We start from the raw sequence: 22,234 nt of genomic DNA on the forward strand, positions 1-22,234 counted from the left end.
TGGATCAAAAAGCTTACCGTTTTCACTGATTTACATATTGAGAGGAGACAGGAGTATGTTTGGGAATGACTGGGATGATGTACTACGAGAAGAGGTCGAAAAGCCATACTTTAATGATTTAAGGTATACGTTAGCCCGAGAGTACAAGTTACATAAGGTATATCCTCCAAAAGAAGACTTGTTTTCCGCACTCAAATTAACGCCATTTCATCTGACCAAAGCGGTTATATTGGGACAGGATCCATATCATGGAGAGGGACAAGCTCACGGTTTAAGCTTTTCTGTTAGACCTGGTGTGCGAACGCCACCGTCTCTATTAAATATATACAAGGAGCTTCGCGATGATATCGGTACTCCCATTCCGAATCAGGGATACCTCGTTCCTTGGGCTGAGCAAGGTGTGCTGCTGCTGAACAACGTGTTAACCGTGCGTAAAGGACAACCGCAATCTCACCAGGGAATAGGTTGGGAACGTTTCACGGATGCTGTCATTGAAGCGATTAATGAGCGCGAGCAGCCAGCAGTGTTTATTTTGTGGGGGAGCCATGCTCAGAAAAAAGCAAGCTTCGTGAATACCAGCAAGCATTTGGTGCTAAAATCCGTTCATCCGAGTCCATTGGCGGCTCACAGAGGTTTTTTTGGCAGCAAACCTTTTTCGCGTACCAATGCATTTTTGCAGGAGCATGGAATGGAACCGATTCGGTGGGATATTCATAGCCGCTAGCACTGGAGGTGAGGACATGCGTCAATGGAAGGGACGTCAGGTCATTTTATATCACGGCAACAATGGTCATACCCAGAAGGTGCGCGGCACGCTTGAAAAATGGGATGAGATACGAAAGTGTGTTATTTTAGGCCCGAAAATGCTGGCTATTCCTTTTGAAAATATTACGCATATTACCATGTTTCCTCCGGGGCGTGAGCGTAGAAGCCGCCATCCGGCGAAGCTGAACGCTACTGGTTATGTAATGAGCGTTCCGTTACAGTTTGATAATGCTATTCATTTTCAGTCGGCGGTGACGATTTGGAGAGAGGATCAGCTGATTGCTTATAATGTAAAGCTGGTTAGTCACTCGGCACACGATGTAATTCTTGAAGATGGACAAACCTTATCTAAGGAAGAGCATTTGTTTGTGGTAAGGTCACTGCGTGGAGAACTTTAACTGTAATAATTCACCTTTTTTTGATGAAGGGTTCAATTTAGTTAACTGCTTACCGATAAAAGATAATGGGATTGTTAATAATACCCTGTTTTATAGAATGAGACAAAGGGAGCGAAACGAATGGAACGTATGAAACGTATGAGCAAACGGAGTACCTTCTTACTTGCGTTGCTGATGTTTGTATTTGCAGCATGGCCAGCAGGTTTGATCCGGGCTGAGGAGAGCAAGACCTCCACGGTAGAGTGGGATAGTCAAAATCCGACTACATTGAATCTGGGTGGAAGCCCCGCTCAATTAAAAGTGTGGTCATTGACAGAAAAGGGCAAGGAAGATGTTACACAAAAGGCAGAATGGATCTCTGGGGATTCAAGTATTTTAAAGGTAGATAAGGGACTCATTACTCCTGTGTCAAAAGGGCAGATTAAGATTGTTGCTACATATGAGCAGCAAACGGTAAGTACAACGATTACAGTAAAATCGCCTTACAGCAAGCTGCAATTAAATCCGACGGGTCCACTGAATCTGACGATTGGCGGAGAATCGAAGCAATTGACTGCTCAAGGTGTTCTTACTGGAGGTGGGACGGAAAATGTATCCGGTGTCGAATGGACTTCTTCGAATGCGGCTGTTGCTACCGTTAAAGATGGTCTTATTCGTCCACTTGCCAAAGGCGTGACTTACATTAAAGCAAGCAAAGATGAACTCAAAGCACAAACGATTGTGTATGTGCGCTCTTCTTCCCAGGCATTGGTATTGAGTGCAACTGGGTCCAAATCGGTCTTTTTAGGTAGCTCCCCAATTCAGGTTAGTGCAACTGATGTCAACCTGACTGGCAGCAAAACAGATGTGACCAACACGGCAGAATGGACTTCCTCCAATCCGCTGGTTGCCACAGTCGAGCAAGGTAAAATCACACCGATGGATGCAGGCAATTCGACGATTACAGCGTCCTATCATGGTTTGAGCAAGACTCTGAAGATTAATGTACTTCCGACGGTTGAAAAACTGGTTTCAAGCAAAGCCAGTCTGACTCTCGAAACAGGAGGCAAAACTTCTCTTCCGAGTATATCTGCTTATTTGGTCAATGGAGCAAAAAAAGCAGTTCAATCCGATGTAAAATGGAGCTTAAGCAGTGAAAGTGCAGTTAAAATAGCAAATGGTAAGCTGGTTGCAGTGAACCCAGGCAGTGCAACATTGACAGCAACGGTAGGTGCGCTCAAACTGGATATTCCAGTGACTGTGCAATATAAAGTGCTCAAGCTGATGGCTTCTGAGAAAAAATATGTACTGGTTGCAGGCCAAGAAGCAAGTATTCCGACAGTAAAAGCCCACATGGCTGGTGGTGGAATACTGGATATTACCAATCAGGTAAGCTGGGTAGGTACAACAGCTGCAGTTACAGTAGCAAATGGTAAAGTAAAAGCGGTGAATGGCGGTAACTCTGGAATCAAGGCTATGTATATGAATAAATATGTGAAAGTACCTGTCATTGTGGAAGGAGCCATTTCTACATTGACACCAAGCTTTTCGAATGCCGAAATGAATTTGAAAGGAAGTAAGTCCATCAAAGTCATCGGCATATATACGGATGGTAAAAAAGTTACCCTGAGCAGTAAAGTGAAATGGACAACATCGAATGCTTCCGTAGCGATCGTAAAAGGCTCTTCCATTAAAGCCGTTGGAATTGGAAACGCAACGATTACGGGCACATATCAGGATAAGTCGTTTAACATCGAGATCAAGGTCACACCTAAGCTGCTCAAACTGGTATTGAGCAATAAAAACCTGAAGCTGCCTAAAGGCTCCTCTCAAGTGCTTAGTGTGAATGCAGTTTATGATTCAGGTGCTACTACCAATGTGACAAGCTCAGCGGTATGGACATCCTCCAAACCGTCGATCGTACAGGTTACAGCTGGTCAGGTGAAGGCCTTGGAAAGCGGAAGCTCCAGTATTAAAGTAGTCTATGGCGGTAAGAAGGTAACGACATCTGCCAAAGTGTTAAAATAGCTACGTACATTGTCACATCCACTTATACAAAATAACCCCCGGTCCAAAGACCGGGGGTTATTTTCAGCTTATTCTACGCCGTCCTGATAATGATTTTTCCAATGTTTATCGCCTTTGTGTGCGAAGTCTTCAACTGTCTTTTCCAAAGTAGCTACCAGTTGGGCTTTAATCTCAGAAATTGTGTCTCGGAACAGTCTTTCTTCCGTACCATTGATCTTTTCACCATATAGAGCCTGAGCGGCTATAAATTGACGATGTTGCTCCACAAAACTGTCAATCGAATGCAATGCATGCTCCACGTATTGGGAAATGCTATGATGCTCGTTAGGCAGTTGCAATTTTAATTCATGAACTCTGTTTAATAATGCCATGATGATCACCTCGTGCGTTTTGTTATGTCAATAATTATACATCATTTTCGGAAAACTTTCATTAAATTTTGATTAAAATGTGACTTTTATTATGTCATGATTGCATTTTCAATGGTGATCAGGCATAATTTTCGGAACTTTCATTATTTTCCTTTGTATTGTGATTTTAAAATTTAAAATATATGATACGAAGATGATGCAAGAGCAAGCTGCGACAGCTGTCTTTCTGACATGTTATAATGGGGAAAAGCCCAGTCGGAAAGGTTGTCAGTATGGTATGAAGCTTTTTAAAGGTTTATTTTGGGGGATTCTGATTAGTCTTCTTCTGTGGTGTGCCTTGTTTGGGCTTGTCCGCTGGATGTCTCATTAAGTCGCTTCCTGTATCTTATACAATAACTCTTGCGACTGTATCCACGTCATTAACAGAAATCGTATATACGTGTTCGTCATCATAGAGCTTGAATTGCTGAGTTTCTTGGTCAGATAGGAGCTTAGGCCAGCCAATTACGGTACTTCCATTCAGTAACCGGACTACAACGGCTTGCATTTGGCTCACGGCCAGTTTGATCTCATCGTTCATTCGTGCAACCTCCTCTCTATACTATTTGTCGTCCAATATTCAACCTTTTTTTATAGTTAGTAAGGGGTTACAAAAAATAAAATCCGGGGATCACCTTAGTTGAAGGCATCTATTGGAATAGCTTGAAGGGAAGAGAGAAATTGAAGAAAAAGTTGCTAAGTTTTATAGCTTTAGTTCTGCTAGCTGCGGGCGCGTACTGGTTTGAAGGAGGCAATCTTCTTACGAAAATAACAGGAGAGAACCCGCCTTCCTCGGCGGCTCAGGTAACGCTGCAATTCCCGTCAGGTCGTTACCCTGAAACGGCGCAGCATATTAAGGAAGCCATTCAGGCGGGAAAATCACCAGTATGCACAATTGACCGTGAAGGAGCCGAGCTAAATCGCAAGCATTCGCTTACAGGTGTTCCCACTCGTAAGGGATACGATCGTGATGAATGGCCGATGGCTATGTGTTCAGAAGGAGGCAAAGGTGCAAATGTCAAATACATAGCCCCTAAGGATAATCGTGGGGCAGGATCATGGGTTAGTCATCAATTGGATGAGTATGAGGATGGAACTCGTGTAAAATTCGTTATTAAATAGTTTTTGATTTCGTGTTTTTACCTTTTAGCTCCTTAGATGTTTCCTGTTTGGCCTTAACCAACGCCAGAAAATCAAAAAAATCACCTAGTGTATTGAAGCCGGCACCTAAAATGGCCAAGTCTTCAGCGGATAGTTGGTTAAACCATTCCATTTGCTTAGCATCAAACATATTATCACCGCCAACCATTGATAATGTAGTGTATGTACTGACGGCAACAAAGGTCAGGGCTCAGGCATACCAATTAAGTATGCCTGTTTCTTGTGCAGAGGATGTGTAGAACTCATGTTTAAATTTAATTTTTATACTAAAATCGTCTCCATCGTTATCGTATTGCTTATACCTCTGCTGATCCTGTATGTCTATTCTAATCAGACAACGACAGGTGTACTACGTGAGGAGCTGAATCAATCTAATTATAATCAGCTGACTTTTTTTCAAAACCAGGTGAATACGAATATTGAAATGATTTCCTCCTGGCCGCATCTGCTGATTCATGATCCTGATGTAGCCAGTTTTCAAGCGATTTTTTTGAAGGACAAAGTTCTCAATCTGGATGGAATTAACCTTGTCAAACGGATTCAAACCAAGCTTGGGCTTCAGGAAAGCTCTTCTAATTGGAGAACCGGACTGAGTATCTATTCTCCTTCGCTTGGACGGGTTGTATCGGAAAATGGAGCAGGTTTATATGACCAGAAAAAACTAAATCAGCTGATAAAAGACGGCTGGCAGGTATCCAAAAAAAGATCATACGGGAAAGACCAATTTATATTTTCATTGTATACATTATCCCCGTTTTCTTCACTTGGTAATCCAGAAACTGCTAACACGATTATTAAGGTTGAATTTGACAGCAGTAATATTCAGGATATGCTTGACCGCTTCAAAGGTGATGGACGCAAGGAGCCTTTTTATTATAAAAAAGGCGTAGGAGCGATCTATAATCGTACTGCCAATGAAGAGCTGTCTGGACAGCTGATTTCAAAATTAGAAAAAATGGGACTCCATGAAGTTGACAATCTGACTGTGAAAATTGGAGAAGAAAGCTACCTGGTTCATGCCGTTCTTTCGCAAACGACGGGTTGGTATTTGATTGATTACATGCCTTTGTCCGATATGATGTCTCCGATTTACTCATCGAATCGACTGTTTTATATAACGGTTGTTGGCTCGCTGCTGGTAGGCCTGATTGGCGCTTATTTGCTTCATTCACAGGTACAAGTGCCGATTCTTCAGCTTGTGCGGGCATTTAGGAGACTAAAGGACGGAGACTATGCTGTTCGATTAAGTCTAAGGGGGAGTCACGAGTTTGCTTTCCTGTCTAGTCAATTCAATCAGATGGTCGAACAGATTCAGGAGCTGTTTGAGAAGGTGTATGTTGAGCAGCTACATGTCAAGGAAGCGCGACTAAAGCAGCTCCAGTCACAAATCAATCCACATTTTTTTTATAATTGTTTTTCGTTTATCACAAGTATGGCGAAGCTGCGCAATCATGAGGCGGTCGTGGCTATGGCTCATAATTTATCCAGGTATTATCGGTATACGACAAGACAGGAGCGGGATTTGGTTCCATTGTCAGAAGAAGTCGAGTTTGTTCAATATTATCTGAGGATACAGCAGATGCGTATGCCAAGGCTAACGTTCTTAGTTCATGTTTCTTCGCAGGCCAGCAGTCTGCCGATTCCGCCGCTTATAGTGCAGCCACTGGTGGAAAATGCGGTGCTGCACGGAATAGAGCCTCAAGCGGAGGAGGGTCTAATTCATATTTTGACTGAGCGTGTTGGCTCGTATATGTACCTGATTGTGGATGATAACGGACTCGGTTTGAGTAGAGAGGCTATAGCTGCCCTGACATCAACGCTTGACAGGCCTGTGGAAGAGGATCATGGATACGGTTTGTGGAATGTGCATCACCGCATGCGATTACATTTTGGGGAAGATGCCGGACTGGAGTTCTCTTTGTCTCCATTGGGAGGATTGCGTGCAGTATTAAAATGGTCGATCTCAACAGAAGGAGAGCATGCGAATGGTTTAATTGAGCCTTCGCCAGATTCGAATATAGTTAAAATGGAGGGACCAGATGGTTCAGATATTACTAGTAGATGATGAGAGTTATGTAACAGAAAGTCTGGCAGCTACCATTCCGTGGGAGACGCTAGGCATCGAGAGGGTTCATCAAGCGGTTTCCGCATTAGCAGCAGTGGATGTGCTGGAAGCGTACGATATTGATATTCTGGTAACAGATATTCGTATGCCTGGTATGACGGGACTGGAGTTGATTGTTGAAGTAAACGAGCGATGGCCGCATATCCGAAGTTTGTTACTGACAGGCTATGCCGATTTTGAATATGCTAAAAAAGCGCTTCAGCTTAAGGCTTTTGATTACATTTTAAAGCCGGTGGATGATGAAGAGTTTATCAAATGTGTGTCAGCCGCCATGGATTCGCTAAAGGAAGAATGGGAAGCATTTGACAAGGTTCATCAATTACAATATAGCCGCAGAAACGATTTTGGTGTACTGCGGACCCATTTGATGCATGATTTGCTACTCGGGCGTGATTTACCAGTACCAAAAATAGAGAGCAAAATGTCCGAGTACGAAATCAAGCTACGTACGGGACATCCTGCCAGTATGCTGCTTATTCAGCTAGGAAAGCATTTTTCTGATATGGACTATCATTCAGTCTCCTTAATTGAGTATGCGATTGGAAATATTGCCGAAGAAGTGTTCGCACCTGATTTTCACGTTTGGCATTGCAAAGCGCCGCATGACTGCTTAATTGTATTAATAGAAGGGGATTGGAATTCATTTCCTGAGCGGAGTGTGGATGAGCAGAATCGTTTTTTGAGTGCGGCGATTGAGGCCTTTCGAAAAAATGTAAGCAATTACTTGAAAGGGGAAATTTACGTTGCATTAACCGGATGGTTTAAGTTTCCAGAGGAACTGCCTAAGCTATATCAGACAGCGATTAGATCTTTATACTGGAATCATCAGGAGGAAACGGATGCACTGCTATTCATAGAAGAACAGACAGAACAGCCACACAGTTCAGTTAAGTCACTAGAGGGGCTTTATATGCACCCTACGCTTACTCATCTGCTCGAATCCAGGCAATGGGACGAGGCTGAAGCGAAAGTGAGCCGTGTATTTGGAAAAATGGAAGAGGTGGGATATACACGCGAGCATTTATATGAGCTGTTTATTTCGGTGACGAGCGCCTTTATGTATACAGCGCACAAACAAGGACGTTTCATTACACAGATGGATCAAGTAGGCTTCGATCCGTTACATGCGCAGAAAATGGTTCATTCGTTCCCCCACCTCAAAGAGTGGATATTTTCCATGATGAACAAACTTAAATCTGAATGGTCCGCAAGCGAACAAAGCGCTAAAAGTTATGTGGTCAAGCAGGTTCAGGAGCTCATCTCCCAGGATAAAGGCCAGGAGCTGTCTGTTAAGACGATTGCTGATCAGGTTTATCTTCATCCAGTCTATCTGTCTAAAATTTATAAAGCTGAAACCGGAGAAGGTCTGGGTGACTATATTATCCGAATGAGAATGGAGCGGGCTCTTTATTTGCTCAAATATTCCAACAAAAAAATATACGAAATTACGACGGAACTAGGCTACCAGAATCCCCAATATTTCAGTAAAATGTTCAAAAAGCATTACGGAATGACTCCGCACGAATTTCGAGATCAGTAGAGATGGGACCAGTAAAGACGAAATCAGTAAAGATCAGTTGGGAAAGGTGCAGAAATATTTATTTTGTGACATAGGCTGTGAAGAAAAGCCCTTCTATAATAAAAGAGTAGAAAATGATTTCTAGAGGGGGAACAATATGCGAGTTCATTCGAAGAAAAAGCTGTTGTCGTTGCTCGCCGCAACTATGGTATTAGGAGTTGGCCTTGTGGGCTGCTCAGGTGCGGAAAATGATGGGAATGCGGACGGCACAGCTAAAACTGAAAACGTATACAAAGAAAAATACAATCCAGAAGTCACAATTTCCACGGTATGGGGTGTAGATCCCGCCTTAAAATTTAAAAATGGTGAATCTATCGAAAATAACATTGCGACCAAATGGGCTAAAGAGAAATTCGGTATTAATATCAAATCACTCTGGTCCGTCACGGATACGAATGGTGCATTTGCTACGAAGCTGCGTTTGGCTATGTCCTCCGGTCAGGAGATGCCGGACGTCGTTGTACTGGGGACGGAAAATGAGCAACTGGCACAGGACATGATCGATTCCGGTATGTTTGCAGAGGCTGGTCCGTTGTTTGACAAGTACGCTTCGGATTCCTGGAAGCAGGCGATGAATCAGGATACGAATGTATGGAATCAGTATAGCCGAGATGGTAAGAAAATGGGTATTCCTGTGCTTGATTTCGCCTATAACCATGATTATGTATTGTGGGTACGACAAGATTGGTTGGATAAGCTGGGTATGAAGGCTCCTGAGACGATGGATGATCTGGAAAAAGTGATGGATGCCTTTAAAAATAAAAATCCGGACGGACTGGCTCCGAACAAAGTGGTTCCGCTCAGTATCGGTTTTAAAACATCCATGAACACTTGGATGGGTGACCCGTCCTGGATTTTCGGGGCATATGGCACACTACCTCAGCAGTGGAACAAAGGCGCGAATGGCAGTTTGGAATATGGCTCCGTGCAGCCTGGCATGAAGCCGGGTTTGCAAAAGCTGAGCGAGTGGCTCAAAAAGGGATATATCCCTCAGGAAGCAGCATTGTGGGATGAAAATAAAACGGCAGAACCTACAGTCGCAGGAACAGCCGGCATGATTCCTGGGCCATATTGGATGAGCGGCTGGCCGCTTCAGGATACAGTCAAAAATGCGCCGGGTGCCATATGGAAGCCGATTAAGATTCCAGCAGGTCCTGACAACAAAGCCATGCGTCACGGTACGCAATACACCAATGGTGTTGTACTAATCAACAAACAAATGCAGCATCCTGAAGCTTTTTTCACTTATCAAAACTATTTGTTTGACCATTATGCTAATGCCAAACCGGATAGCGATTTGTCGAATGGGCTGTTTAAGGGCTACGATTATGATTTGGATGCGGACGGAAAGCTAATGTCTATCGATAAAATACCAGGCGGTTATGTAAACTCTATTCGTTATTTGCTGGTTCGTGATGGTGCGCGTATACCTGATGCCCAAATGAAGGCTTTGCTAAGTTTGGCTAACGGCGCAGAACCGAAGACCCGTCTGGAGAAAGATGTAATGGTGAACTACGGGAAAGGTACTCCTGCAGCTGCCAAAGTGCTTATGGAACAGAAGGATATCTCCATGAAAGATCAGTTCACAGGTCCAACTACGCCAACCATGAAGGCTAAAAAGGACTATCTGGATAAAATTGAAAGTCAGACCTTCAATGAAATTATTTATGGCAAGCAGCCGATCTCTGCTTTTGATACCTTTGTGCAGACGTGGAAAACAGCGGGTGGCGAACAAATTACAAATGAAGTAAACGAATGGTATAAAAGCGTCGAAAAGTAAAAACCAATGATGTTGTAACAGAGTAGGAAGGCTGTCCCGAGGTGGGCAGCCTTTTTACTACAGTTTCACCCGTATCGAGTGGAAATGAATGCGCTATCATGGTGTATTTGAAAAAAAGTTTTATTCGTTTGGCGAGCTTAAAAAAATGATTGCTTTTGTGCCATGTATGTTGGTTTTTTGAACTGTCGGGACTGCGAAAACGCTTTTATAATTGAAGTATACCATGAATGAAAGTTACAGGAGGAACTGCAATGAGAAGTCTGCAACGTACGTGGCCATTTCATATCATGCTGCTGCCAGCCATCATTTTCTTAATTGTATTCAGCTACATTCCGATGGGCGGCATCGTGATGGCCTTTCAAAATTACAAGCCTTGGCTAGGCATAACGGGTTCCGAGTGGGTTGGACTGGATAACTTCCGCTTTTTGTTTCAACGGGAGGACAGTCTTCAAGTTGTCTGGAATACACTAATTATTGCTGTGTTAAAGATGTTTTTCAATCTGGTGGTTCCGTTTGTTTTTGCTATACTGCTGAATGAAATTCGCAAGGTCGGACTTCAGCGATCCATTCAGACACTGGTTTATCTACCACACTTTCTGTCGTGGGTCATCTTGGGCGGAATTCTGATTGACCTGTTGGCTACAGATGGATTTATGAACCGTATTCTCGGTAGTTTCGGGATCCAGCCTATCTTTTTTCTGGGAGATAATAACTGGTTTCGATTTACTGTCATTGTTTCAGATATATGGAAGGAGTTCGGCTACAACACCATCGTATTTCTCGCTGCACTGGCGGGTATTAATCCTTCGTTGTATGAGGCTTCTGAAATGGATGGAGCGAGCCGCTGGAGACAGACGCTACACATCACTGTACCTTCGTTAATTCCGATGGTAGTCGTTGTTGGAACGCTTGCACTTGGCAATGTACTGAATGCCGGTTTTGACCAGATTTTCAACCTTTATAATCCACTGGTTTACCAAAAAGGCGATATTATTGATACATTCGTCTACCGGACAGCGTTAATCAATGGGGAAATGGGCTTTGCCACCGCTATCGGCTTGTTCAAATCCGTTATCAGTATGATTCTCATTCTGATATCTTATCGACTTGCTTACAAATGGGCAGGTTACCGCATATTCTGATTCCACGAGGCTGAAAGAGGGAGAGTCATGTATCATAAAACAACGCCATACCGCATCTTCAATGTGTTTAATATTTGCTTACTAGTGATGTTGTCTATCATGTGTATCGTTCCACTGATTCATGTGTTGGCGGTATCATTTAGTGCTAAATCAGCAGCAGATGCCAATCTGGTTGGACTGTGGCCAGTGCAGTTTTCATTAGAAGCCTATAAGAAGACAATGAATAACCCGATTTTTCTGCACTCCATCTGGATTTCTGTCTGTCGGACTGTATTGGGAACCGGCTTGACACTGCTGATTACCTTTTTAGCTGCTTATCCACTTTCAAAGGAAACATCTGTGTTCCGTAGCCGAAACGTATATTCATGGTTGTTCGTGTTCAGCATGATTTTTAACGGTGGTCTGGTTCCATTCTATATGGTTATTCAAAAGATCCATCTCATGGATAGCTTCTGGGTACTTGTTTTGCCAGGAGCGGTCAACACATTTCTGGTCATCCTTATGTTGAACTTTTTTAGAGGAATTCCCAAAGAGATGGAAGAGGCCGCATTGATCGACGGAGCAGGACATTTTCGGACATTGTTTAGTATCTTTTTACCGATATCCATGCCTTCCATTGCGACGATTGCGCTGTTTAGTATGGTATTTCATTGGAACTCCTGGTTTGACGGTCTACTCTATTTGAGCAATGCAAAGGACTATCCGCTCGCGACGTTCCTGCAAACTGTAATTATTCAGAAGGACATGAGTTCCATGAGCATGAGTCCAAAGGAGATGGAATTACTTTCTCAAACGACGGTTAATGCAGCGCAAATTTTCATTGGTGCAGCGCCTATTCTCATTGTATATCCATTTTTACAAAAGTATTTTGTTAAAGGTATGACGCTAGGTTCCGTCAAAGAGTAATAGAAATAATAAGGAGATGATTTACAGTGACGTATCAAAACATAACTAAGTACCCCCCGATTAGTGAGCGAATTCCACGTATGCTGCATGGAGCGGACTATAACCCGGAGCAATGGCAGCATTACCCTGAGGTGTTAGCGGAGGATATTCGTCTAATGAAACTAGCCAAATGTAACGTGATGTCTGTTGGCATTTTCTCATGGGTATCATTGGAGCCTGAGGAAGGTGTATTTACGTTTGAGTGGCTGGATCGTATTCTGGATTCGTTTGCTGAGAACGGAATCTATGCATTTTTGGCTACTCCTAGTGGAGCAAGACCAGCCTGGATGTCACAAAAATATCCTGAGGTGCTGCGTGTGGAGGCTAACCGTGTCCGTAATCTGCACGGGTTTCGCCATAATCACTGTGCTACATCGCCTGTTTACCGGGAAAAAGTACGTATCATGAATACGAAGCTAGCCGAGCGTTATGCTAACCATCCGGCTGTGATTGGCTGGCATATTTCCAATGAATTTGGTGGAGATTGCCACTGTGATTATTGTCAGGAGGCATTTCGCGCTTGGGTCCAGGATAAATACGGTACGCTGGACAAGCTAAATCACGCATGGTGGACGACCTTTTGGAGTCATACGATTACGGACTGGAGCCAAGTTGAGTCCCCGGCACCTCACGGTGAAACACAGGTTCATGCCATGAATTTGGACTGGAGACGGTTTGTGACCGATCAGACCGCAGATTTTATCAAGCATGAGATTGTGCCGCTCAAGGCTGCAAATCCAGCAATTCCGGTCACAACCAATTTGATGGAGTTTTTTGAAGGATTGAACTACTGGAAGTTTGCTGATCTGCTCGATGTTATATCCTGGGATAGTTACCCAACATGGCATGATCGTGAGGGAGATGATAGCCGTCAGGCTGCTAAAGTGGCCATGATGCATGATATTATTCGTTCAATCAAGGGAGGTAAGCCTTGGATGCTCATGGAGAGTACACCAAGTTTGACGAACTGGCAAGACGTTAGCAAGCTGAAGCGGCCGGGAATGCATCTGCTCTCGTCTTTACAGGCTGTGGCACACGGGTCAGACACCGTTCAATATTTTCAGTGGCGGAAAAGCCGCGGTTCGAGTGAAAAGCTGCATGGTGCGGTTGTCGATCATGTCGGACATGAGCACACTCGGGTATTCGGGGATGTGACCCATGTCGGTAATGCGCTGGAAAAACTGGAGGAGGTTATCGGTACATCTGTACCGGCGGAGGCCGCAGTCATTTTTGACTGGGAGAACCGTTGGGGAATCAACGATTCACAGGGACCGCGGAACAAAGGTGTAAAATATGAAGAGACAGCTGAAGCGCATTATTTGGCGCTGTGGGAGCAGGGTGTGCCTGTAGATGTCATTCATATGGATGCAGATTTCTCCAAATACAAACTTTTGGTAGCTCCGATGTTATATATGGTCCGCAGCGGTGTGGGGGAGCGTATACAGAAGTTTGTTGAAAACGGTGGTATTTTCGTAGCAACCTATTGGTCTGGTATCGTAGATGAACATGATTTGTGCTTCCTTGGAGGCTTTCCGGGCCCGCTTCGTAAGACGCTGGGGATCTGGTCGGAAGAGATTGACGGATTGCATGATCATGACCGTAATCACATTTTGCCGGTTGAAGGCAATGAGCTGGATCTGCAAGGGGAGTATGAAGCTGTAGAATTGTGTGATCTCATTCATACAGAGGGTGCAGAGGTACTGGCTGTGTACGGTTCAGACTTTTATGCAGGACGCCCAGCTTTGACGGTGAACCGTTTGGGACAAGGAAAGGCTTATTACATCGCATCACGCAACATCGGACTATTCCACAGTCATTTTTACAGAAGTTTAATTGAGGATGCAGGAATCAGTAAAGCGCTCAATGTGAAGTTGCCTCATGGAGTGAATACGGCGATTCGTACCGATGGAGTTCATGATTATATTTTCATATTGAATTTCACGCATGAGCCGCAAAAGATTATGTTGGATGGACGAACTTATGCGGATATGCTTGAAAATCATGTGATAGAAGATGGTAGCATTCAATTGGATGCCTACGCTGTTAAGGTTTTAAAGACAGAGCGCAATAAATAGAACATGATATATTAAGTGTGATCTCTATCGTTTTCCCGAGTGGGAGCTGGTAGATTGGTCAGAGGCAATGAGAAGTATACAATTCGGATGGGAGATGACTTATGAAAACAGGTAACCGCACGATGGTATTTGCGATGTTGATCTTGTTATCCAGCTTATTGTATCCGTTCGGTTCTGTAGGGTTGGGTGCGGCTTCGGCCGCCCCTGCTTTCGCCAAAGGAGCAGATATAAGCTGGGTAGCAGGAATGGAAGCGCAAGGTATGAGTTGGAAGGATAAGAAGGGTGTTCGTCGAGATATACTGCAAATTTTGCGAGATGACTATCAGATCAACTCGGTGCGTATCCGTGTGTGGGTAAACCCTGACATGAAAGATTATGCAAGCGGATACATGAATGCCGAAAAGGCAGCAGAACTGGCGCAACGAGCTAAAAAGTTAGGTATGAGCGTTATGCTGACTCTACATTATAGTGATTCTTGGGCAGATCCAGGGCAACAGAACAAACCTTATGCGTGGCGCAATTTCACATTTACACAACTTATGGATGCAGTCTGGTCCCATACGGTCTATGTTATGGACACGATGAAAAGCAAGGGGGTAACACCGGACTGGGTGCAGATCGGTAATGAGACGAACAATGGAATGCTCTGGGAAGATGGCAAAGCTTCGGTGAACATGAAAAACTATGCCTGGCTCGTCAATACAGGTAATAATGCTGTAAAATCGGTAAGCAGTAGTACTAAAACGATCGTACATTTAGCCAACGGGGATAACAGTTCTGTGTTGAACTGGAATATCGGCGGGCTGATTGATAATGGAGCTCAGTTTGATCTCATCGGACTGTCTCTGTATCCGTCTCCTTCTGACTGGCAGGGCAAGGTGGATCAGACGATTACCAATGCCAATAACCTCATTGCAAAATACGGCAAAGGTATTGTCATCAGTGAAATCGGGATGGAATATAATGAACCTGCGGCTTCCAAGTCATTTATATTTGCAATCAAAACGAAGGTTCGGGACATCGGAGGCGGTAAAGGTACAGGGGTATTTTATTGGGAGCCTGCTGCAACTCCAGGTTACAATCAGGGTTATAACAAAGGTGCTTGGCAGGCTGACGGTAAGCCAACTTCAGCTTTGGAAGGATTTATAAATTAAGAAGTACGTAAGAGTATATCAAAGAACCTCTGATGCGCATTATATGCAGATTAGAGGTTCTTTACTGTTATCTATGGCTATTTAGAAGTTATAAAATTAGGCTTCTCGGTTTACCTTGAAGAAAGAAATAAGCTCTTCCAGCTCGCCAGACATCAATGTAAGCTTGTCAGAAGCTTTGACAATAGAAGCCATGGATTCAGCTTGTTCTCCAATGGTTTGTTCAATTTGTTTGCTGCTGTCCACTGTTTTGCTAACTGTGGAAGACAGCTCGTCAGAGGTAGCTGACATTTCCTGCGTGCTGGCCGAGATCTGCTCCGTTGCACTGGATACTTCCTGGATTTGTGACGACACTTTATTAGACGCATCTAAAATTTCAGAGAACATTTCGCCTGTCTGCTTTGTAACTTCCAGCCCGACGTGAACTTCTTTTGTACCAACGCTGATGCCTTTTACAGTTTGCTCAATTTCTTTTTGGATTTCTTCAATAAGCTCTGCGATTTGTTTGGCAGACTCTTGAGACTGCTCAGCCAAATTACGCACTTCTCCCGCTACGACTGCAAAACCTTTGCCTTCTTCACCGACTCTGGCAGCTTCAATAGAAGCGTTCAGTGCAAGCAGATTCGTTTGACTGGCAATGCCTGTAATGATGCTGACGATATTGCTGATTTCGTTCGAACGGTTCTGCAGCGCATTAACGGAATCAGCTGTACTTTCCATTGTAGTGGAGATAGAGTCCATTTGAGCGGAAAGCTTTTGGGCTACCTGATTGCCTTCAACGGAGCGTTTTTCCATAGAATAAGCTTGATCAGCTACGGAAGAGGAGCTCTCCGCAATGGTTTGGATAACTGTCGACATTTCATTCATAGCTCTGGAGCTTTCATGTGCTGCGTGATCCTGAGCTTCAAGCCCCTGGGTTATTTCCTGAATATTGCTGTTAATGACGTTCGTATTCGTACTGTTTTTCTCGCTAATGCTTAACAATTCTTGGGCAGATCCCGTAACTTCTTGTGTCGTATCCTGTACTTTCACCATAGTATCGTTAAGGCGTTTGATCATAGAATTAAATTTTTGATTGATAATGCCAAGGTCGTCCTCGCCTGTCTTGATTTTTACATTCAGATTACCCTCGCTGACTTCTTCAATGCCCTTCATCAGGCTACGAATCGGGGAGAGGGTGCGCTTTACCAGTAAATATTGAATCGTTAAGAAGATGGCAAGAAACAGAATGAGCAGTGAAACACCGTATACAAGCAATTTATGAAGGCCGGTAGGTACAGAGCTCGCATCTACGTCAAAGTAAATCGCACTTGTGACTTTCCCGCTTGCATCTGTAATCGGGTAAACAATGGTAGTCCATGTGCCATATTCGTCCGTGTAAAAGCTGCTTAATGCTGATTCATTAGATTGAAGCATTTTATTTACGGCTTGTGCATTTTCGTCAGGAAGAGTGTACATGTCCCCAATGTTCATCTTTAAGTCTTGGAAAGCTTGGACTAAATTTGTGGGAACGCCAATAATGGAGGTCTGATTACCTTCTGTTAGCTCTGTACCAAATATGTAAGCTTGGGCAACATTCGGATAAAAGGCGTGAATAGAATCGAGAAATTTGCGTAGATCTTGTTGAGCAGAGCCGTTATAATCTTTTTCATTCAATGCTTGTTGTACTTTTGTTTTATCAACATCTTCTGCCCATTTTTTAGTCAATACCTTAACTTGATCTTGCAGCTGCGTGGTGAGAATGTTCTTTTGAAGTATATAGCTGGATGTGATGAGAATAGCTCCTATTAATACGATGTTAAGAAAAGAGATTAATAGATTTTTACCAAAAAAGGACATAGTTCTCCACTTCAAGTTTTTCACGTTTTCTTCTCCTTTGAATTAGCAATTTAGTTTCATATACAACCTACCCCATATATATTTCGACAATTTGCTTTCTAAATGTTAGGTATTTATTAAAAGGGAGAGTAGAAGGTTATTCAAAAAGAACGGCGGCCCCCTAGTGAATGAAACGATGGGGCCGCCGCTTGTCGGCAAACTGGATTTATGTTGTTTTTCCAACTCAATTCTTACTAAATCACTTTATTGTTCAGACAATATTTAAAAAATAAGATAAATGAGGACAAACGGGTTTGCTTTACACCTATAAATACCTGGATTGCATTGAGGGTTCTTAACTTTTCTGTCCCTTATAAAAGAAGTGAAATGAGCAAGGGTAGTGAAATGAGCGATAAAACTGAGCTAATAACAAATGCAGATGCAGCTTCCGTTTCCAGTGTTTCATAACGGGTAGCAATCATAGCGGCCACAGCCGAGCCGGGAAAAGCGACAAGCAGTACGGCTTTGCTTACATCTTCATGGGATAGTCCTATCAGAACAGCAATACCGAGCATAACAATAGGCATTACGATGGCTTTCAGCACAGCAATGCTAAGTGCTTTTGGACTGAACGTAATCTTCTTGATACCAATGGTTACCCCGATGGCAAATAGGGCTGTACCGGCAGTAACATTGCCGATTTGATCAAACATGGATTGTAAAAGTTTCGGAGCGTGGAATCCACATAGAGTCAATATGACACCAAACAAAGGTACGCAGGCAAGTGGCTCGCTGAGTCCATGAAGGACTGATTTCATAGTGACTTTAAATAAGTTGCCTTTAGTGCCGTCGGATTCTGTTGTTTTGCGCTGGCCGACCGTTCCCAAAATACTTGCAAGCGGATCAAGAATGGCATTAACGACGATCCCGGTAATCGCAATCGGGATGGCGACTGACGCACTTCCGAACAAGCTGCCCAGAACCGGAATTCCCATGAATGCAAAAGAAGGCTGTGTTGAATTCAATGCGAACATGGAGGATTCAGTCAGGCCTTTTTTGGCAATTAAGCGATAAACAATGAGCAATACAATATAAAAGCCGATTACACCAAGTAGCAAAGCCACAAGAAAGGGCCACTTTTGAATCAACGTCTCTCTTGGTGTCGTCGTAATCCCAATAAACAAATGTGCGGGTAGAGCAAACTTCGTCACGAGTGTATTTAATCCCTTAGAAGAAGCGGGGTTAAAAGCTTTAAACAATCCTGCGAAATAACCAATTAAAATGACAAAGAAAATAGGAATTAAGATAATAAAAATATGACCTGTAGCCATGATGTCGCCTCCAATGAAGATGTCCGCCAAAAATGGCGGACATCAGTTAAATAATCACTTTGCGTATGCAAGTATAAATTTGATGTTGTTCGCTATTTTTTAAACCAGGACCGCTTCCTGACCATATTGTTTGATGGGTTTATATTTACAGTCCCACATCGCATCTCGAACTGCTTGTGCGATATCGTCCGGTTGATGACGCGCTACTCCATCCTGAACTGCTGCCTTGGCCACAGCCACGGCTACCGCTTCAGATACTTCGCGTAATTCATTGATTTTTGGCAGCAGGGAAGCACCAGGCTGCGACAAATCCACCATTTGAGCTACTGCATGGGCAGCTGCAGCAAACATGCTATCTGTTATGATTTTGGATTTTACCACGATTGCGCCAAGACCAAGACCCGGGAACACGAAAGCATTGTTGGATTGCCCAATTTCAAACTTAATATTGTTATAGATCACCGGCTCAAAAGGACTTCCTGTTGCAATCAGGGCTTTTCCTTCGGTCCAGTGGATCAAATCTTGCGGAGTTGCTTCTGCAAGTGGAGTCGGGTTGGACATAGGCATAATTATAGGACGTTCTGTATGTTTGGCCATTTCTTTAACGATTTCCTCACTAAATGCCCCACTAACACCGGAAGTACCAATCATAATCGTCGGTTTCACGCGGCGAATGACTTCAAGCAGAGGGATTTTTCCATCTTCAGCATGTTCCCAGTCACGGCATTCTGCAGCATCACGCGCATAAGGAACCTGAAATGGAAAAAGTCCTTCTGTTTCGTTGGTAAGCAGGCCACGGTAATCATAAGCCCAGAAGTTACGTCTTGCTTCTGCTTCTGACAGTCCTTCCAGCATCATGGCGGCGCTAATTTGGTCTGCATTGCCGATTCCGGCAGCTCCTGGACCAAAGACTAGAACCCGATGCTTGCTCAGTGGGATTCCGGACAATTGAACACCGGACATCACACCTGCGAGTGTAACCGCTCCAGTACCCTGAATGTCGTCATTAAAAGTCAAAATACTATTTCCGTATTTATTGATAATGTTCCGTGCATTGACATTGCCCAAATCTTCCCAGTGCAGCAGAGCATTCGGGAAAAAGGAAAGTGCAGCCTGAACATAAGTGTCAATAAATTGATCATATTGTTCTCCACGTACACGTTTGTGACGATTCCCCATATATAAAGGATCTTCCAATAGCTTCTCGTTGTTTGTACCTGCATCAAGAACAACTGCCAGCACCCGGCTAGGATCTATACCAGCAGCAGCTGTATACACAGCAAGCTTACCAATAGAGATATTAATACCTCCGACTCCCCAGTCCCCGATTCCCAAAATACTCTCGGAATCTGTGGCTACGATCAGGTCGATATCATCAGGGTCCAGGTTCAAATTCTTAAAAGCCTCTTCGATACCCGCCAGATTATCAATAGATAAATACATACCACCGGGCTTGTGATATTCATGACTGTATTCCTGTATAGCCTGGCCTACTGTTGGTGTATAAACAATCGGGAGCATTTCGCTTAGGTGCTCAGAGAGCAAACGATAATAAAGGACCGTATTGCGATTAAAAAGATCATTTAACGCAACATTTTTACGCAAATTATCCGGTTGGCTCTGAAATTGCTCGTAAACCCGTTGAACCTGCTCCTCAATAGTTAATATCGTAGGAGGAAGGAGACCGTCAAGTCCAAGTTGTTTCCGTTCTTCCAAGGTAAAAGCCACTCCTTTATTCAGCAGTGGGTTGGCAAGTAGATCTTTTCCGGTTAATTTGGTTTCGATAGATCCGTCTTCCGTAAAATGAAAAGCACGCATTTTTAATTCCTTCTTTCTAGAAAATTACATTTAGTTCATCCTTGAACAATTCGTGAACAAGTATACGCCTTATTTTAAACCAAGTGAACAAGTATGTTGTGTGAAAAATGGTTATATAAGTGTTTACATAAGAGAAATTATGAAAATGAAAGCGATTTTCAATGTTTTTAAATGAAAATTTCATTTAATTTTCATAATATTTTCGGAAAATATTGATCTAATGTGATGTTTATCATAGTTTTTATAGGTGTGATTCGATTGAGTGTGCATAAAAAATAGCTTAACTTCATTTTATATAAACGAAGTTAAGCCATTTTTTGGGCTATAGGGATGTTTGAGGAACAATTCAATGCTTCGCAGCTTTATATTTTTCGCAGCTTTATATTTAATGAATATCAGGCATTTAATTCTCCAATGCGATTGACGGCTTCATCAGTAGCTGTAGCAGAGCGTCGCATCCAGCTGTTACGCCATTTCAATTGCATTATGATGACGAGGGTAAAGGCACAGAACGTAAGTAGGCTCAGACAGATGAAGCCCGGCATATAGGAACCCGTTGATTTGTACAGATGACCCAGTATAAGAGGGAGAAAGTACCCGCCTATGCCACCAGCAGCGCCGACGATGCCGGTCATGAGCCCGATTTCGTTGCCGAAGCGCTGCGGCACGAGCTGGAATACAGAGCCGTTGCCAGCGCCAAGGCACATCATGCCTACGAACAGCAGCACAACTACCACGGTAAGTGGCGGTAAAAACGCAATGCCGGCGAGCATAATCCCGGCCCCCGCATACAAGTACATTAGCATGCGTGAACCACCAATCCGATCGGATAAAAAGCCACCTACAGGACGAAAAAAGCTTCCGGCAATCACACAAACGGTTGCAAAATCGGCGGCATGTACCGCGGAGAGGCCATACTGGGTATTGAAGAAAATAGTCAAATAATTAGAAAGGCCAACGAATCCGCCAAACGTCACGCAATAAAAGGCACAGAATACCCAGGCATCCCTCTGTTTGAGCACCGAAGCATATTGCGACAGATTTTTTGGTGCCGGGCGGTGAGGGCTGTTGCGGGCAAAAATACTGAACAGAATGAAGACGATTAAGATGGGGAGGATGGCCAATCCGAAAACGGCTTCCCAACTGCCAAAATGTTGAGCAATGCGGTTGGCGAACAAAGTCGCAAGGACGGTACCACTATTACCGGCTCCGGCAATTCCCATAGCCAAGCCTTGATGCTCTTTGGGGTACCATTGACCGGCTAACGGCAGCGCAGCTGCAAATGAAGCTCCAGCTACGCCCAGGAGTAGGGCAACAACGTATAATTGCTCCAGCGAATCAACCCACAGCCAGCCGAGCAAAAGCGGGATGATCGTGACAAGCATACCAATCTGTCCTGTGAGCTTGGGACCGATATAATCCGACATGAATCCGAGCACGAGCCGCAGCAGGGAACCACCGAGTATGGGTAGAGCGACAAGATTGGCTTTTTGTACAGGGTCCATTGGATAATCATTGGCAATTACAACGGCCAACGGTCCGATCATCCCCCATATCATAAAACTGATATCAAAATACAGAAAGGAACCAAATAAGGTGGGCTTGTGTCCGCTTTTCCAGAAACTTTTTTTGTTCATTCTCCATCTCTCCTGTTCTAATTGTTGTTCTTTGTCTGCAAAATGTAATTTGAACATGAAAAGCCGCAAATCGCCCCTACATGGTATCTAGG

At 43.7% G+C, this 22,234-nt stretch carries 18 protein-coding genes; 11 read left to right on the forward strand and 7 right to left on the reverse strand.

The genetic code is table 11. The annotated features are described in order from the left end of the window. The first annotated feature begins 55 nt into the window (after positions 1–55). The 3 genes from ACEN8J_RS06570 (at position 56) to ACEN8J_RS06580 (ending at position 3,170) form a co-directional block, all read left to right on the forward strand. Positions 56–724, forward strand: a complete 669-nt coding sequence (locus ACEN8J_RS06570; RefSeq protein WP_495594361.1) for a uracil-DNA glycosylase — start codon at positions 56–58, stop codon at positions 722–724. Positions 725–740: 16 nt separating this feature from the next. Continuing rightward, positions 741–1,163: a YolD-like family protein gene (locus tag ACEN8J_RS06575; protein WP_029517688.1), complete on the forward strand. Its 423-nt coding sequence runs from the start codon at positions 741–743 to the stop codon at positions 1,161–1,163. Between the two features lie 120 nt (positions 1,164–1,283). Beyond that, entirely contained in the window at positions 1,284–3,170 is a 1,887-nt protein-coding gene (locus ACEN8J_RS06580; protein ID WP_495594362.1) for a tenascin, read from the forward strand. Positions 3,171–3,238: 68 nt separating this feature from the next. Here ACEN8J_RS06580 and ACEN8J_RS06585 read toward each other — a convergent pair whose 3' ends face one another. Together ACEN8J_RS06585 and ACEN8J_RS06590 are read right to left on the reverse strand one after the other, a co-directional pair. Further along, positions 3,239–3,541, reverse strand: coding sequence for a hypothetical protein (locus ACEN8J_RS06585; RefSeq protein WP_013310964.1), 303 nt, complete (start codon positions 3,539–3,541; stop codon positions 3,239–3,241). A 385-nt stretch (positions 3,542–3,926) separates the two neighbouring features. Beyond that, positions 3,927–4,121: a hypothetical protein gene (locus tag ACEN8J_RS06590; protein WP_029517686.1), complete on the reverse strand. Its 195-nt coding sequence runs from the start codon at positions 4,119–4,121 to the stop codon at positions 3,927–3,929. Between the two features lie 140 nt (positions 4,122–4,261). Between ACEN8J_RS06590 and ACEN8J_RS06595 the strand changes: the two genes are divergently transcribed. Beyond that, the gene (locus ACEN8J_RS06595) at positions 4,262–4,702 is read left to right on the forward strand and encodes a NucA/NucB deoxyribonuclease domain-containing protein (protein WP_069010555.1); all 441 of its coding nucleotides are present in this window, start codon (positions 4,262–4,264) and stop codon (positions 4,700–4,702) included. Here the strand turns inward: ACEN8J_RS06595 and ACEN8J_RS06600 are convergent. Next, positions 4,695–4,871, reverse strand: a complete 177-nt coding sequence (locus tag ACEN8J_RS06600; RefSeq protein ID WP_176715684.1) for a hypothetical protein — start codon at positions 4,869–4,871, stop codon at positions 4,695–4,697. The genes ACEN8J_RS06595 and ACEN8J_RS06600 overlap by 8 nt on opposite strands. 114 nt (positions 4,872–4,985) lie before the next feature. Between ACEN8J_RS06600 and ACEN8J_RS06605 the strand changes: the two genes are divergently transcribed. The 7 genes from ACEN8J_RS06605 (at position 4,986) to ACEN8J_RS06635 (ending at position 15,541) form a co-directional block, all read left to right on the forward strand. Next, entirely contained in the window at positions 4,986–6,806 is a 1,821-nt protein-coding gene (locus ACEN8J_RS06605) for a sensor histidine kinase (RefSeq protein ID WP_495594363.1), read from the forward strand. Continuing rightward, entirely contained in the window at positions 6,781–8,406 is a 1,626-nt protein-coding gene (locus ACEN8J_RS06610; RefSeq protein WP_029517683.1) for a response regulator transcription factor, read from the forward strand. Before ACEN8J_RS06605 ends, ACEN8J_RS06610 begins: the two co-directional genes overlap by 26 nt. Positions 8,407–8,542: 136 nt before the next feature. Next, positions 8,543–10,225, forward strand: coding sequence for a type 2 periplasmic-binding domain-containing protein (locus ACEN8J_RS06615; RefSeq protein WP_029517682.1), 1,683 nt, complete (start codon positions 8,543–8,545; stop codon positions 10,223–10,225). Positions 10,226–10,476: 251 nt separating this feature from the next. Further along, a complete protein-coding gene (locus ACEN8J_RS06620) occupies positions 10,477–11,367 on the forward strand; it encodes an ABC transporter permease (protein ID WP_029517681.1) in 891 nt (296 codons plus the stop codon). A 27-nt stretch (positions 11,368–11,394) separates the two neighbouring features. After that, positions 11,395–12,273 carry a carbohydrate ABC transporter permease gene (locus tag ACEN8J_RS06625; RefSeq protein WP_029517680.1) on the forward strand — a complete coding sequence of 293 codons (879 nt, stop codon included), beginning with the start codon at positions 11,395–11,397 and terminating at the stop codon, positions 12,271–12,273. A 26-nt stretch (positions 12,274–12,299) separates the two neighbouring features. Next, the gene (locus ACEN8J_RS06630; RefSeq protein ID WP_495594364.1) at positions 12,300–14,387 is read left to right on the forward strand and encodes a beta-galactosidase; all 2,088 of its coding nucleotides are present in this window, start codon (positions 12,300–12,302) and stop codon (positions 14,385–14,387) included. Between the two features lie 101 nt (positions 14,388–14,488). After that, on the forward strand, positions 14,489–15,541 hold the full coding sequence (locus ACEN8J_RS06635; protein WP_340885860.1) for a glycoside hydrolase family 53 protein: 1,053 nt from the start codon (positions 14,489–14,491) through the stop codon (positions 15,539–15,541). A 96-nt stretch (positions 15,542–15,637) separates the two neighbouring features. Here ACEN8J_RS06635 and ACEN8J_RS06640 read toward each other — a convergent pair whose 3' ends face one another. The 4 genes from ACEN8J_RS06640 to ACEN8J_RS06655 form a co-directional block, all read right to left on the reverse strand. Continuing rightward, a complete protein-coding gene (locus tag ACEN8J_RS06640; RefSeq protein ID WP_340885856.1) occupies positions 15,638–17,401 on the reverse strand; it encodes a methyl-accepting chemotaxis protein in 1,764 nt (587 codons plus the stop codon). 326 nt (positions 17,402–17,727) lie between these two features. Then, the gene (locus ACEN8J_RS06645; protein WP_340885855.1) at positions 17,728–18,687 is read right to left on the reverse strand and encodes an AEC family transporter; all 960 of its coding nucleotides are present in this window, start codon (positions 18,685–18,687) and stop codon (positions 17,728–17,730) included. 99 nt (positions 18,688–18,786) lie between these two features. After that, positions 18,787–20,505 (reverse strand): NAD-dependent malic enzyme, encoded by a 1,719-nt coding sequence (locus ACEN8J_RS06650; protein WP_318627887.1) that lies wholly within the window; start codon positions 20,503–20,505, stop codon positions 18,787–18,789. A gap of 395 nt (positions 20,506–20,900) precedes the next feature. Beyond that, positions 20,901–22,142 carry a nitrate/nitrite transporter gene (locus tag ACEN8J_RS06655; RefSeq protein WP_340887096.1) on the reverse strand — a complete coding sequence of 414 codons (1,242 nt, stop codon included), beginning with the start codon at positions 22,140–22,142 and terminating at the stop codon, positions 20,901–20,903. Positions 22,143–22,234 lie beyond the last annotated feature (92 nt).

The organism is Paenibacillus sp. Paensp38, from assembly GCF_059491915.1.

Bases quoted from the DNA above. Each gene is read 5' to 3' on its own strand.
- ACEN8J_RS06570 (WP_495594361.1), top strand. From the start codon at position 56: ATGTTTGGGAATGACTGGGATGATGTACTACGAGAAGAGGTCGAAAAG.
- ACEN8J_RS06575 (WP_029517688.1), top strand. From the start codon at position 741: ATGCGTCAATGGAAGGGACGTCAGGTCATTTTATATCACGGCAACAAT.
- ACEN8J_RS06580 (WP_495594362.1), top strand. From the start codon at position 1,284: ATGGAACGTATGAAACGTATGAGCAAACGGAGTACCTTCTTACTTGCG.
- ACEN8J_RS06585 (WP_013310964.1), bottom strand. From the start codon at position 3,541: ATGGCATTATTAAACAGAGTTCATGAATTAAAATTGCAACTGCCTAAC.
- ACEN8J_RS06590 (WP_029517686.1), bottom strand. From the start codon at position 4,121: ATGAACGATGAGATCAAACTGGCCGTGAGCCAAATGCAAGCCGTTGTA.
- ACEN8J_RS06600 (WP_176715684.1), bottom strand. From the start codon at position 4,871: ATGTTTGATGCTAAGCAAATGGAATGGTTTAACCAACTATCCGCTGAA.
- ACEN8J_RS06605 (WP_495594363.1), top strand. From the start codon at position 4,986: ATGTTTAAATTTAATTTTTATACTAAAATCGTCTCCATCGTTATCGTA.
- ACEN8J_RS06610 (WP_029517683.1), top strand. From the start codon at position 6,781: ATGGTTCAGATATTACTAGTAGATGATGAGAGTTATGTAACAGAAAGT.
- ACEN8J_RS06615 (WP_029517682.1), top strand. From the start codon at position 8,543: ATGCGAGTTCATTCGAAGAAAAAGCTGTTGTCGTTGCTCGCCGCAACT.
- ACEN8J_RS06620 (WP_029517681.1), top strand. From the start codon at position 10,477: ATGAGAAGTCTGCAACGTACGTGGCCATTTCATATCATGCTGCTGCCA.
- ACEN8J_RS06625 (WP_029517680.1), top strand. From the start codon at position 11,395: ATGTATCATAAAACAACGCCATACCGCATCTTCAATGTGTTTAATATT.
- ACEN8J_RS06635 (WP_340885860.1), top strand. From the start codon at position 14,489: ATGAAAACAGGTAACCGCACGATGGTATTTGCGATGTTGATCTTGTTA.
- ACEN8J_RS06645 (WP_340885855.1), bottom strand. From the start codon at position 18,687: ATGGCTACAGGTCATATTTTTATTATCTTAATTCCTATTTTCTTTGTC.
- ACEN8J_RS06650 (WP_318627887.1), bottom strand. From the start codon at position 20,505: ATGCGTGCTTTTCATTTTACGGAAGACGGATCTATCGAAACCAAATTA.
- ACEN8J_RS06655 (WP_340887096.1), bottom strand. From the start codon at position 22,142: ATGAACAAAAAAAGTTTCTGGAAAAGCGGACACAAGCCCACCTTATTT.